Source organism: Rheinheimera sp. UJ63, assembly GCF_021568285.1.
GTDB classification, from domain to species: domain Bacteria; phylum Pseudomonadota; class Gammaproteobacteria; order Enterobacterales; family Alteromonadaceae; genus Alishewanella; species Alishewanella maricola.
Genome location: NZ_JAKGTQ010000001.1, coordinates 517,200 through 530,194, shown reverse-complemented (window position 1 = coordinate 530,194; position 12,995 = coordinate 517,200). Strand labels below are relative to the sequence as shown.

11 protein-coding genes are annotated in these 12,995 nt (G+C 47.7%); 7 read left to right on the top strand and 4 right to left on the bottom strand.

Annotation, left to right across the window (positions count from 1 at the left end; translation table 11 throughout):
- Window positions 1-116 precede the first annotated feature (116 nt).
- Genes thrA through ung form a run of 4 tightly spaced genes read left to right on the top strand, consistent with a single transcriptional unit; the run spans window position 117 to window position 5,484 of the window.
- Window positions 117-2,573, top strand: coding sequence for a bifunctional aspartate kinase/homoserine dehydrogenase I (gene thrA, locus L1N97_RS02430; protein WP_229585364.1), 2,457 nt, complete (start codon window positions 117-119; stop codon window positions 2,571-2,573).
- 3 nt (window positions 2,574-2,576) lie between these two features.
- Window positions 2,577-3,542 carry a homoserine kinase gene (gene thrB, locus L1N97_RS02425; RefSeq protein WP_236128724.1) on the top strand — a complete coding sequence of 322 codons (966 nt, stop codon included), beginning with the start codon at window positions 2,577-2,579 and terminating at the stop codon, window positions 3,540-3,542.
- On the top strand, window positions 3,533-4,816 hold the full coding sequence (gene thrC / locus L1N97_RS02420; protein WP_229585366.1) for a threonine synthase: 1,284 nt from the start codon (window positions 3,533-3,535) through the stop codon (window positions 4,814-4,816). The genes thrB and thrC overlap by 10 nt, the downstream gene beginning before the upstream one ends.
- Window positions 4,816-5,484 (top strand): uracil-DNA glycosylase, encoded by a 669-nt coding sequence (gene ung, locus L1N97_RS02415; protein ID WP_229585367.1) that lies wholly within the window; start codon window positions 4,816-4,818, stop codon window positions 5,482-5,484. The genes thrC and ung overlap by 1 nt, the downstream gene beginning before the upstream one ends.
- Window positions 5,485-5,523: 39 nt before the next feature.
- Here ung and L1N97_RS02410 read toward each other — a convergent pair whose 3' ends face one another.
- From L1N97_RS02410 to tal, 3 genes are all read right to left on the bottom strand, one after another.
- The gene (locus L1N97_RS02410; RefSeq protein WP_229585368.1) at window positions 5,524-5,697 is read right to left on the bottom strand and encodes a DUF3545 family protein; all 174 of its coding nucleotides are present in this window, start codon (window positions 5,695-5,697) and stop codon (window positions 5,524-5,526) included.
- A gap of 176 nt (window positions 5,698-5,873) precedes the next feature.
- Window positions 5,874-7,493 carry a glucose-6-phosphate isomerase gene (pgi, locus tag L1N97_RS02405; protein ID WP_236128723.1) on the bottom strand — a complete coding sequence of 540 codons (1,620 nt, stop codon included), beginning with the start codon at window positions 7,491-7,493 and terminating at the stop codon, window positions 5,874-5,876.
- 26 nt (window positions 7,494-7,519) lie between these two features.
- Window positions 7,520-8,470 carry a transaldolase gene (gene tal / locus L1N97_RS02400; RefSeq protein ID WP_236128722.1) on the bottom strand — a complete coding sequence of 317 codons (951 nt, stop codon included), beginning with the start codon at window positions 8,468-8,470 and terminating at the stop codon, window positions 7,520-7,522.
- Window positions 8,471-8,810: 340 nt separating this feature from the next.
- On the opposite strand from tal, the gene yaaA reads away from it, so the two are divergent.
- From yaaA to arfB, 3 genes are all read left to right on the top strand, one after another.
- Window positions 8,811-9,584, top strand: a complete 774-nt coding sequence (gene yaaA, locus L1N97_RS02395; protein WP_236128721.1) for a peroxide stress protein YaaA — start codon at window positions 8,811-8,813, stop codon at window positions 9,582-9,584.
- Between the two features lie 66 nt (window positions 9,585-9,650).
- Window positions 9,651-10,949, top strand: a complete 1,299-nt coding sequence (locus L1N97_RS02390; protein ID WP_236128720.1) for an inosine/guanosine kinase — start codon at window positions 9,651-9,653, stop codon at window positions 10,947-10,949.
- A 9-nt stretch (window positions 10,950-10,958) separates the two neighbouring features.
- Window positions 10,959-11,375 (top strand): alternative ribosome rescue aminoacyl-tRNA hydrolase ArfB, encoded by a 417-nt coding sequence (gene arfB / locus L1N97_RS02385; protein WP_236128719.1) that lies wholly within the window; start codon window positions 10,959-10,961, stop codon window positions 11,373-11,375.
- 190 nt (window positions 11,376-11,565) lie between these two features.
- Here the strand turns inward: arfB and dbpA are convergent, their stop codons facing one another.
- Window positions 11,566-12,954 (bottom strand): ATP-dependent RNA helicase DbpA, encoded by a 1,389-nt coding sequence (dbpA, locus tag L1N97_RS02380; RefSeq protein WP_236128718.1) that lies wholly within the window; start codon window positions 12,952-12,954, stop codon window positions 11,566-11,568.
- Between the last annotated feature and the right edge of the window lie 41 nt (window positions 12,955-12,995).

Here is a 12,995-nt window from a genome sequence, read left to right as displayed (position 1 = left end):
GTTGTCTGTAAAAAGGCCCGTGACCTCAAAAGGTTTCGGGTTTTTTTTTGGCCGATAATGGCGATGGGTCTGCGATAGCAAAACAACGAAAGACGACAATGCGCGAGGAGAGAGACATGAGGGTGCTAAAATTTGGTGGGTCATCGTTGGCGTCAGTTGCCCGCTTCAGTGAAGTGGCAACGATCGTGATGCAACAAGCTACGACGGAACAAGTGTGTTTAGTCTTATCGGCCCCACAAGGGGTGACCAATACGCTGGTAGAATTAACGGATCTGGCTTATTTGGGAGCCGATTTTCAAGCGCTACTGCAACAGTTACAGCAACGTTATCAGCAACTATTGCAAGATGTGGTGGGTATCAGTGCCGCACAGCAGCAGGTTGTGCAGCAGTTAATTACCCAGCAAATTGAACAATTAAGTTTGCGATTACAGGGCATGAGCCTATTACGCTTCTGTCCCGATCATATCAAGGCGCAAATTCTGGGCTTGGGTGAACAATTTAGCGTGGCGCTGATGACGGCGTTGTTGCAAGCGCGTGGTGCAGATGCCGCATCACTTGATTCCGTAAAATTAGTGAAAAGCCATGGTGATTTCTTAAATGCCACCGCGGATGTGGAAGCGACGGCACAACAATTTCAACAAGCCATTGCCGGTTTGCCCGCCAGTATCTATGTGTTAGCGGGTTTTGTTTCAAGCAACGCTCAAGGCGAAACGGCTTTATTGGGGCGAAACGGTTCAGATTACTCTGCTGCAGTCGTCGCTGCGGCAATCCGAGCCAGTGCCTGTGAAATCTGGACGGACGTTGATGGTGTTTACAGTGCCGATCCACGGCAAGTAAAGCAAACGCGCTTAATTGATCGTTTGTCGTATGATGAAGCGATGGAGCTGTCGTACTTTGGTGCCAAAGTACTGCATCCGAAAACCATCGGCCCCTTAGCGCGAGTGCAAATACCGTGTTATATCAAAAATACGTTGAACCCAAGTGCACCCGGTACCTGTATTGATAACGACGGTGATGGGGAAGCCTTAGTAAAAGGGATCTCAAGCCTAGAGCATTTAGCGTTAATCACTGTTTCCGGCCCTGGCTTGAAAGGTGTCGTTGGCATGGCCAGCCGGGTTTTCGCTTCCATGGCACGTTCACAGATCTCGGTCAGTTTGATCACGCAATCTTCGTCTGAATTCAGTATCAGTTTTTGTGTGCCACAATTACATTTGCAAGCCGCTAAACGCGCGTTAGAGCAAGAATTTGAACTCGAATTACAAACCAAATTATTACGACCGTTAATCATTCAATCTGATATGGCCATTGTCAGCTTGGTAGGGGATGGCATGCGCCAACATAAAGGCGTTGCCGCGAAGTTCTTTGCCTCGTTAGCGCAAGCCCGAGTGAATGTTGTGGCGATAGCGCAAGACAGCAGTGAGCGTTCGATCTCGGCGGTGGTAGAGCAACGCAGTTGTCAAAGTGCGGTAAAAGTGTGTCATGAGAACTTTTTTAGCCATATCCCGAGTATTGATGTGTTTTTGGTGGGCTGTGGTGTGGTTGGTAGTGAGTTATTGGCTCAGATCCATCGTCAACAAGCGTTTTTGCAACAACGGCAAGTGCGCTTAACGGTGTACGGCATTGCCAACAGTAAGCAGTTATTATTAGCCGGCGATGGCATTGCGTTAGAGTCATGGCAGCAACAATTGCCGGCTGCCAAGCAAACCTTCTCTTTGGCTGAATTAAATCGTTTTGTGCAAGAACAGCATTTGATTAACCCGGTATTAGTGGATTGCACCAGTTCACAGCAAATTGCCGATCAGTATGCTGATTTTCTGGCGGCGGGTTTTCATGTCGTGACACCCAACAAAAAAGCCAACACGGCCAGTTTAGACTATTATCACAAGCTACGGACGGTTGCCCAGCAACAGCGTCGTCGCTTCTTATATGAAACCACTGTAGGCGCTGGCTTACCGGTCATTGATACACTGCAAGGTTTAATTAATGCGGGTGATGAACTGCTAGCCTTTGAAGGCATTTTATCTGGTTCGCTCTCTTATATTTTTGGTGAGTTAGAAGCGGGTGTCGCCTTATCAACCGTGACGGCCAAAGCCAAGGCGCTGGGCTTTACTGAGCCAGATCCACGTGATGATTTATCGGGTATGGATGTCGCACGTAAGCTGTTAATTATGGCTCGGGAGTCGGGTTTACAGCTGGATTTAAGTGATGTCGAGGTGGAGTCTGTATTACCTGCCGATTTTGATGCCAGTGGCAGTATCGATGACTTTATGGCGCGTTTACCCAGCCTTGACGAGCATTTTGCAAAGCGCTTAGCCGAAGCCAAAGCAGCAGGGCAGGTGCTACGTTACATTGGTGAAATTCGTGATGGTAAATGTAAGGTGGCCATTAAAGCGTTAGCGGTTGATCATCCCTTAGCAAAAGTGAAAGACGGCGAGAACGCCTTATCGATGTTAAGTCGTTATTATCAACCTATCCCGTTTGTGCTGCGGGGCTATGGTGCCGGAGCCGCAGTGACGTCGGCAGGGGTGTTTAGCGATATCATGCGCACGCTAAGTTGGCAGCAGCAGGTATAAATAATGCAAAAAAACAGTATTAAACGGTATTACGCTCCGGCATCGACGGGGAATTTGTCGGTCGGCTTCGATTTGCTTGGCGCAGCCTTTGCGCCAGTAGATGGCAGTTTGCTGGGCGATGTATTAGATATCTTAGGCGAGGCGGAGTCTTTATCGCTGACCATCAGTGGCCGTTATGTGCATCAGTTACCTGCAGGTACCACGGATAATTTAGTGAGCCAGGCTTTTTATGCTTTTGAGCAGGCGTTAGGTAAAACGCTACCTCGCTTACAATTACACTTACATAAAAACCTACCCGTTGGTAGCGGTTTAGGTTCTAGTGCTTGCTCAATTGTTGTCGCTTTTTATGCCTTTAACGATTATTTCGGTCAGCCCTTTAGTCAAACTGAACTGCTCCAACTGATGGCGACTGCTGAAGGGGGCGTCAGTGGTAGTGTGCATTATGACAATGTCGCGCCTTCTTATTTTGGCGGCTTGCAATTAATGCTACCGGATAGCCCGGCAATTTGTCGCAGCTTACCTTGGTTTGCAGACTGGCAAGTGGTGTTATGCTACCCCGGTACCGTGTTATCCACCAAAGCGGCGCGTGAAGTGTTACCAAAACAACTCTCGTTAGTACATAGCATTAAATTTGCAGGTACCTTAAGTCGCTTTGTTAGCGCCTTATACAGTAGCGACGACGTTGATGCGGCGGCCGCTTTACAAGATCTGGTGGCTGAACCGGCACGTTTGCCGTTATTACCTGAATTAACGGCATTGCGAGCAGCGCTCACTGACGCAGGGGTGTTGCATTTAGGTATCTCTGGCGCAGGGCCAACGTTATTTGCCGTATGTAATAGTAGCGCTGTGGCTGATTTCGCGGCTCAATATCTGCAAACCCATTATGCAAAAAATCAAGATGCGCTCACCGTAGTGTGTCGTCTGGCGAATACAGGCGCGCGGGCGCTGGAGGAACAAGCATGCAATTAAATAATTTAAAAGTACCTGCAGAGCAGGTCAGTTTTTTACAAGCCGTACGCCAGGGGCTAGGGCAGCAACAAGGGCTGTTTTTCCCGAGCAGTTGGCCCAAATTGGATATTGAGCATTTACTGAGTTTGCCCTTAGTACAGCGCAGTGCGGAGATTTTATCTGCGCTAATTGGTGATGAACTCAGCCCGCAGCAAGTACACCAGATGGTTGCGCACGCCTTTACCTTTCCGGCACCGCTGGTTGCGGTAAACGAGCAAGTGCATTGCCTAGAGTTATTTCATGGCCCAACGCTAGCTTTTAAAGATTTCGGTGGGCGCTTTATGGCGCAAGCCTTAGCGCAAGCGCAGCAGCAACAACATACTACGATTGTGACTGCCACTTCAGGCGATACTGGCGCTGCCGTGGCGCATGCTTTTTTTAAACAACCGGGCGTGCAGGTGGTGATTTTGTATCCGAAGGGTAAAATCAGCATGCTGCAAGAAAAACTGTTTACGACGCTGGGTGAAAATATTACCACCGTAGCGGTGGAAGGCGATTTTGATCAATGCCAAGCGTTAGTCAAACAAGTGTTCGATCATAAAGCACTGGTTGCTGAGTTTAATATCAACTCGGCTAACTCGATTAATATCAGCCGCTTGTTTGCACAAATCTGTTATTACTTTGAAGCTATGGCACAAGTACCGGTAGATAAACGCTCAGAAGTGGTTATCGCGGTGCCGAGTGGTAACTTTGGTAACCTAACGGCGGGTTTAATTGCCAAAGCTTTGGGGTTACCGATCAAGCGCTTAGTGGCTGCAACCAATCTTAATGATACGGTGCCTCGTTATTGGTTAAATGGCGAATGGCAGCCAAAAGATACCCGTGCAACCTTGTCTAATGCCATGGATGTCAGTGCCCCTAACAATTGGCCGCGGGTTGAAGCATTGCTAGCGCAAGGTGTGATAAGCCGCAGTGATATTGAAGCGACCATGGTTGATGAAGACGATACGCAAGTCGGTATGCGTTTATTGGCGCAAGAAGGTTATTTAAGCGAGCCGCATGCGGCCGTGGCTTATAAAGCATTAAAACGTTGTTTACAACCGGGTGAGTTTGGTATCTTCTTAGGTACGGCACATCCGGCTAAGTTTAAAGAGCAGGTCGAGAATATTCTAGGCAATCCAATCGCGTTACCGGCAATTTTAGCTAAATGTGCCGCTGAGCCGGGCTTAAATTTAGAGATCCCTGCTGACTTTAGTGCTTTAGAGCAAGTGATTCGGCAAACGGCTGCTCAATAATGCTGTGGGCCGATGTGTTGGCTGCTGAAAAACAGCAGCCTTATTTTTTAGACTTACTGGCACAGGTTGAACAAGCGCGAGCCAGTGGTAAGGTGATTTATCCACCGAGTAATGAGGTGTTTAATGCGTTTAAGTTAACGCCATTAGCACAGCTAAAAGTGGTGATTTTAGGCCAGGATCCCTATCACGGGCCAAATCAAGCACATGGCCTAGCTTTTTCAGTTCGAGCTGGGGTAAAAGTGCCGCCGTCGCTACGTAACATCTACAAAGAGCTGGCGCTGGAATATGCTGATTTTGCCGCCACGGATCAAGGCTGTTTACAGCGCTGGGCGGAGCAAGGGGTATTGTTACTGAACACGGTGCTGACCGTGGAAGCGAATAGCCCGAATTCACATCAGAAACTTGGCTGGGAGCCGTTTACCGATTTCGTTATCCAACAAATTTCCGCCCACTGTGAACAGGTGGTGTTTTTATTGTGGGGGAGTCATGCGCAAAAGAAAGCTCGGCTGATTGACGCTCAGCGCCATCATATTTTAACGGCACCGCATCCTTCACCCTTATCGGCGCACCGAGGGTTTTTCGGATGTGGACACTTTTTACAGACCAATAGCCTATTAACAGCGGCGGGTAAAACGCCGATTAATTGGCATGCAATCCTAGCACAGTGATGAAAACAATAGGCCCGCTACGAGTAGCGGGCCTATTGTTTATAATTCAATGTTATCTAGTTCAGGTTCGATGGTCCAATCTATGTCACAGAGTTCCTTTTTGAGACGTTGACGCTCTTTCAGCTCTTCAATTTCACGCCATTTGCGTTTGACCACACGAGTCTTCGCAGCAGGTCGTTCCAACATATTCAGTAAGTCTTCGAAGCTTTCCATATTACGGCCTCATCTGATGTTGATTTTGTTGTTATTTTCAACAAAGGTTCTACCATATTTTGTTTAAAAATAAAACTAAAAAGTGACAACAAGATGACAAGCCAAAAAAAAGGCTGCGAAAGCAGCCTTTTTACGTTAATCAAATAATAATAAGCTTGGTAAGCTTAGTGGTATGCCTAAGGTTTTTGCAAAAAGCGTTTTATTAAGCTGGCGGTTGAGCAATCAAATTGTCCGTCAGCTTGACCACTGATCGCCTGATAAATGGGGCCTGAGAGTTGTTTACCTAACTCGACGCCCCATTGATCAAAGCTGTTCAGCTCCCAAATAGCCCCCTGACAAAACACCTTATGCTCATACATGGCGATTAACGCGCCGAGGTGATAAGGCGATAAAGCATCGAGTAATAGGGTGTTGCTGGGCTTATTACCCGGCGATACTTTATGGGGCGCCAGCTCTGCCGCGGCCTGTTGTGTCATGCCTGCAGCTAAGCATTCGGCAAGGGCTTCCTCTTCCGTTTTACCCTGCATCAACGCCTGTGTTTGCGCAAAACAATGCGCCGCTAAGCGTTGATGTTGATCCGCTAAGCTGTGGCTTACCTGTAAGGGCAGAATAAAATCAGCCGGTACTTTTAGTTGGCTTTGATGTAACAATTGATGATACGCATGTTGGCCATTGGTGCCTGCATCGCCCCAGATCACGGGTGCCGTGGCGTCTTGTAGTGGTTGGCCGCGACGGTCAACCGACTTACCATTACTCTCCATATCCAGTTGTTGCACATAAGAGGGCAATAAACGTAAATAATGACTGTAAGGCAATAAGGCTTGAGCTTGGCAGCCAAAACCATTTATGTACCAAATGCCTAGCAATGCCAAAATAACCGGCAAGTTTTCACTAAAGGGGGCATTAAAAAAGTGCTCATCCATGGCGGCAGCACCGGCTAGCAATTCTTTAAAAGCGCTATTGCCGATCATTAATGCAATGGGTAAGCCAATGGCAGACCATAATGAATAACGACCACCAACCCAATCCCACATGGGTAAAATATGTTTCTCAATAATGCCAAACTCGGCAGCCGCTTTTACATTAGACGAGGTCGCCCAAAAGTGATGAGCAATGGCGCTACTGTCGGCACCGGCGTCGTTAAACCACTGCCGTAATGCCAAGGCATTTTGTTTGGTTTCTTCGGTGCCAAAAGACTTAGACGCCACCACGACGAGGGTGGTGGCAGGATCGAGTTTTTTGGTGATATCGCTCACCACCGCACCGTCGATATTCCCTGCGAAGTGCAAGTTTACCGGGCTGCAATGATAGGGTGTTAGTGCTTCTACGGCCATCTGTGGGCCTAATAATGAGCCACCAATGCCAACCCAGACTAAATCCGTGATCGGTTTACCTTGATAGCCGATATAACGCTGTGCGTGTAAATCATCAATCAATTGTGCCATTTGCTGCTGACAAGCCGTAATGGCTGCGCCAATATCTTCGCCGGCTAGCTGTAAATTGCTCAGATCTTGTTGGCGCAATCGCGTATGCCACACGGTGCGCTGTTCAGTATTATTAATGGCCGCACCGGCTTGCATTTGTTTACTGAGCTGACGAATTTTGCTTTGTGTGGCTAATTGCTGCAAGGCTTGCCAACTTTGCTCGTCTAATAAGTTTTTTGAATAATCTAAATAGATACCACAAGCGCTAGTGCTAAAGCGTTTAGCACGGCCCGGTTCTGCCGCAAATAATTGCCGCAGGGGTTGCTGCTTCGCTGCTAGAGGGCTTAATAAAGCCGTAAGGGTTACCGACATCGCGTCATCTCCTAAAAATCAGTGGTTTAAAGTTGGGCAGCGAGTAATGCTTCGAGTTTGCGTTGATCCACGGCAAATTTGCGGATCCCTTCGGCCAATTTCTCCGTCGCCATGGCGTCTTCGTTAAGTGCCCAACGAAAAGCTTCTTCAGTTAATGCCGCTGGTTTTGTCGCTGTGGCGCCGTCGTCTTTCAAATGTACGGTTAATTCGCCTTGCTGCTGTTGCAGCTCTTCTAACAAACCTGGGCTAATGGTTAAACGGTCACAGCCGGCAAGCGCTAATACTTCACCAATATTACGGAAGCTGGCACCCATCACTACCGTGTGGTAACCATGGGTTTTGAAGAAGCGGTAGATCTCACGTACCGACAAGACACCGGGATCGGTTTCGGCGGTGTAGTCTTGTTTGGTATTGGCTTTGTACCAGTCGAGTATACGCCCGACAAAGGGAGAAATCAGGAACACACCGGCTTCGGCACAAGCGCGTGCCTGCGCCATATGGAATAACAGGGTTAAATTACACTGAACGCCTTCTTGCTCAAGCACTTTGGCCGCTTGGATCCCTTCCCAGGTTGAGGCAATTTTAATTAAGATGCGCTCACGACTGACACCGTTTTGCTGGTATAAGGCCACTAATTGCCGTGCCTTGGTTAAGGTTGCATCACGATCAAAGGACAATCTGGCATCGACTTCGGTAGACACGCGGCCAGGGACTAACTTACTAATAGCCGTGCCAATATCTACCGCAAATTTATCACTGGCTAAGCTTAACTGCGCGTCTTTGTCACTGGTTTGTGCTTTAGCATAGGCAATCGCTGCCGCTAAGATGGGCTTAGCAAAGTCGAGTTGGCTGGCATTTAATAATAACGATGGATTGGTGGTGGCATCGACCGGACGAAACTGTTCAATAGCACCCAGATCACCGCTATCAACGACCACGGTGGTGACGGCTTTTAATTGGCTGAGAAGATCATTCATGTTGTTCACTTACCACTTATTAGTTGGAATTAGCTTAAGTATACGTCTAAATGGCTATTCTTGTAATAAAATAACAACAAAATAGCCGTTTGTCTAAAAACAGGGTTAATGTGGGATCTGCCTTTATCGAGGCTGCTCTGCCGTTAATTGCAGCTTAACGAACGTAAGAGGACAGTCAGCAAAAACCAGATACAGCGGGCGACAGAGTGGTAACGCTGATGCAGATTCCTTTTGCAATCGAGTTAGTAAACAGCATAATGGGCTATATCGTTGTCTGCAAGGTCTGAAACCGCGGCTGTGCAGTATAAACGCTCATTTTGTCAAAATAGGAGCCGTCTTTATGTTGATGGTGGTATCGCCAGCCAAAGATTTAGATTTAACCCCCGTCGCGCGTGAGCTGAGTTTTAGTCAACCTGCTTTATTACAGGATGCCAAAGCATTAGCCACGGTTTGTCAGCAGTTAACCCCAGCTGATTTGTCATCTTTAATGCATATTAGTGATAAATTGGCGGGTTTAAATGCGGCACGCTTTGCACAGTGGCAACCCCCGTTTAATACCGACAATGCGAAAGCTGCGTTATTTATGTTCAATGGTGATGTGTATCAAGGCCTAGCGGCGGATAGCCTGTCGGATGACGAGCTAAACTATGCACAAAACCATTTGCGTATTCTTAGCGGTTTATATGGTGTATTAAGGCCCTTAGATTTGATGCAAGCTTATCGGCTTGAGATGGGCACAAAACTGTCGAATCCGCGCGGTAAAGATTTGTATGCCTTTTGGCAGGCCGAAGTGACTAAGGCTTTACAACAGCAGCTGGCGGCTTTAGGCAGTGATGTATTACTCAATTTAGCCTCACAAGAGTATTTTAAAGCGGTCGATAAAAAACACTTATCAGCACGCATTATTACGCCTGAGTTTCGAGACTATAAAAATGGCCAATATAAAATTATCAGTTTTTATGCCAAAAAAGCGCGTGGCCTGATGGCGCGTTATGTGATCCAGCACGCATTGCAGGAACCCGCACAATTACAACAATTCGACCTTGATGGTTATTATTTCAGCGATACGTTATCCAGCTTGGATAAACCGGTGTTTTTGCGTGATGCCAGCTGACATTACTTTACTTTTTTGCCGGTATTTTTGTTAACATACCGGCTTGTTTTCAGTTGAGCCTACGCTATGAAATTTCCTGGTCTGCGCAAAATAAAGCATTACTTCCCAGTTTCCCAACCTAAACCACAACTGCCCAGTTTTGAAGTGCGGCCGGAGTTAGACACGTATATCGTAGGGCTTGATCAAACTATCGTTGATGTAGTGGCCAGTGTCAGTGATGAGTTTCTCGCGAAACATAATATTCCCAAAGGGTTATCCAATTTAGTCGCCCATGAAAAAGCCAACGAGATTTACCATGAGTTGGTGGTGGAGCAAGCGATTTCGGATCATTTTGCCGGTGGCACTATTGGTAATACCATTCATAATTACTCCGTATTAGCCGATGATAAATCGGTGTTGCTCGGCGTGATGTCGGCCAATATCGCGCTTGGCTCGCCAGCCTATCATTATGTGTGTCATACCAGCTCGAAAGTGGATATGAACCGCCTGCAAGGTGTTGCCGGTGATATTGGCCGTGGTATCACGATGATTACGCCCGATGGTGAACGTACTTTTGTTATCGATCCCAGTGATATGGATCAGCTGGCACCAGAGTATATCCCGACTGACATTATTGCAGGCGCGGCAGCGTTTGTGGTCAGTGCTTACCCCTTGCGCGCCACTGATCAGCCTATTCAACAAGCTATGCTTAAAGCGTTGTCGGATGCCAGTGAGCAGCAAGTACCGGTGGTGATGAGCTTAGGTACGCGGCATTTGGTGGAAGAAAACCGCGAGCAAATTATTGAAACTGTTATTAAATATGTCAATGTGCTGGCAATGAATGAATTAGAGGCCGAAGCGTTAACCGGCTTTGCTGATCCGCTACGCGCAGCGCAAGCCGCTTTAGAGATCACCGATATGGTGTTGATCACCGCGGGTGCTGAGGGGCTATACTTGTGCGGTTATACTGATGAAAGTATGAAACGTGAGAGTTCTAACCCGATCAAATCGGCCAGCTTAGCAGATTTTAATCGCTTTGAGTTTAGTCGGCCGATGCTACGGCAAAATTGCCAAGCACCCTTGAAGGTGTATTCGCACATTGATCCGTATTTAGGCGGCCCAGAGCGCATTAAAAATACCAATGGCGCCGGTGATGGGGCCTTAGCGGCCATATTACATGATATGGCGGCGAATCATTATCATAAACAAGTACAGCCGTTATCGAGCAAGCACGAAGAGTCATACTTGGCTTATTCATCGTTTGCACAATTATGTAAATACGCCAATCGGGTCAGCTACGAGATTTTAGTACAGAATGCTCCCCGTTTATCTAAAGGCCTACCTGAGCGCGAAGATAGCTTAGAAGAGGCTTACTGGGAGCGTTAAGGAGCAGCGGTGATCAGGATTAATGCAAATGTTCATGTAGCAGATGATGAGTTGAGTTGGCAGTTTGTGCGCTCCTCTGGCCCTGGTGGCCAGCATGTAAACAAAGTATCAACGGCAGTGCTGCTGCAGTTTGATATTGCCCACTCCAGCTTACCTGAGATCTACAAAAGCCGTTTGCTGCAATTGTCTGATCACCGGATTACACCCAGCGGCAAAATTTTGATTAAATGTCAGCAAAGCCGCAGCCAAGAGCAAAACCGCGAGCTGGCATTATTGCAATTTGTGGAGTTGGTGCACAGTGTCAGTAAAACCCCGAAGAAACGTTTTGCCACTAAACCAACTTATGGCAGCCAGCAAAAACGCTTACAGCAGAAGAAGCAGCAAGGCCAAACTAAGGCCTTGCGCCGTGACAAAGGTTTTGAGTAGGGTTCGTCTGGCGATGCTTTGCTCTTTGTGGCCTACATGGATGTAGGTCAGGGCGAGAGCAGGACGCGGTAGCTTCACTTGTCGTTTATTTAGAATAACAAACCGGGTACCGCGTACTGCACTCCTCGTTTCGCGCTCAAAACATCGCCAAACGAACAAAATCTAAATAGCAAACGTCAACAAGCCCTAGTTAATCGTTACCTAAACGGTAAGCCCGAAAACTGCGGCCCTTGATGCGGCTGTTGTTTAATTGCTGCAAAGCGGCTTTTAAAGCGCTGCGTTTTACCGCCACATAAGCCCGAAAATCCTGCAATTGAATTTTACCAATATCGGCAAAAGCAATCTGATCATCACGGGTGAGCGCACCCACAATATCGGCCGGGCGTAATTTTTGTTTTTTACCGCCGTCAATTTCAATGGTTGCCATGAGCGGTAATAGCGGCTTGTTATTGCGGGTTTCCGGTAAGGGCTCAGGATTAATCTCTTGGCCCAGCGCCTCTTCAAGTTGGCTAATTTTATTACCGTCTTGCGTGGTATACAGCGTGCAGGCGACCCCTTGCTCGCCGGCACGACCGGTTCGGCCAATGCGATGGATATGCGTATCCGTATCGTGCGCCAGTTCATAGTTAATCACCAGATCAAGCTTTTCGATATCTAAACCGCGTGCCGCCACATCGGTGGCTACCAACAATTGTAAGCTGCCATTGGCAAATTGCAGCAGTTGTTGTTCGCGTTCGCGCTGTTCTAAATCACCGTGTAAGGCAGCCACACTAAAACCGGCATATTTTAATTGCTCGGCTAAGCTTTGCACTTCTTTACGGGTATTGGCAAAAATAACGCAGCTTTGCGGCGCTTTAGCCAAAATTAAACGTACCGTGGCTTGGCTGCGTTCTTGGTTATGGCTCAGCAAAAAGAATTGCTGATTAATATTGGCTTTGGCAGCAGGGCTATCAATAATCACTTCTTGGGGTGAATGTAACAGCTCGTTTGCCAGTTTCTTCACGGCAGGCGCAAAGGTGGCACTAAACAGCAGTTGTTGGCGCTGTGCTGGCATAGCATCGATGATCTGTTGTAAGTCTTCGGCAAAACCCATCTCGAGCATCCGATCGGCTTCATCGAGCACTAACATCGTCAGTTCTTCTAGGTTCAAACGCTCATGTTGTAAATGATCTAACACTCGACCCGGTGTGCCCACAATGATGTGCGCACCGTGTTCTAAAGACAAAATTTGTCCTTTGGCCGGAATACCACCACATAAGGTTAATACTTTGATGTTATGGATGCCGCGCGCCAAAGTTCGAATTTCGGTGGCGACTTGTTCAGCCAATTCACGTGTGGGGCATAACACTAAACTTTGTACCCGAAAACGTTTAACGTCTAAATTGCTGAGTAGGCCTAGTGCAAAGGCGGCTGTTTTACCCGAGCCCGTCGCGGCCTGAGCCAGCACATCTTTACCCGCCAAAATTGCCGGTAGGCTTTGTGCCTGCACAGGCGTAGGCTGATGATAATTCAGGCTGGTTAAGGTATCGAGTAAGGCGGGTGAAAGCGCAAAGGCGCTGAAACTAAGTTGAACACTCAAGGGAACTATCCTGCACTAGGCGCAGACCCATTGTCTGCACG

Coding starts and splice junctions, on each gene's coding strand:
- thrA (WP_229585364.1), top strand. CDS start 117: ATGAGGGTGCTAAAATTTGGTGGGTCATCGTTGGCGTCAGTTGCCCGC.
- thrB (WP_236128724.1), top strand. CDS start 2,577: ATGCAAAAAAACAGTATTAAACGGTATTACGCTCCGGCATCGACGGGG.
- thrC (WP_229585366.1), top strand. CDS start 3,533: ATGCAATTAAATAATTTAAAAGTACCTGCAGAGCAGGTCAGTTTTTTA.
- ung (WP_229585367.1), top strand. CDS start 4,816: ATGCTGTGGGCCGATGTGTTGGCTGCTGAAAAACAGCAGCCTTATTTT.
- L1N97_RS02410 (WP_229585368.1), bottom strand. CDS start 5,697: ATGGAAAGCTTCGAAGACTTACTGAATATGTTGGAACGACCTGCTGCG.
- pgi (WP_236128723.1), bottom strand. CDS start 7,493: ATGTCGGTAACCCTTACGGCTTTATTAAGCCCTCTAGCAGCGAAGCAG.
- tal (WP_236128722.1), bottom strand. CDS start 8,470: ATGAATGATCTTCTCAGCCAATTAAAAGCCGTCACCACCGTGGTCGTT.
- yaaA (WP_236128721.1), top strand. CDS start 8,811: ATGTTGATGGTGGTATCGCCAGCCAAAGATTTAGATTTAACCCCCGTC.
- L1N97_RS02390 (WP_236128720.1), top strand. CDS start 9,651: ATGAAATTTCCTGGTCTGCGCAAAATAAAGCATTACTTCCCAGTTTCC.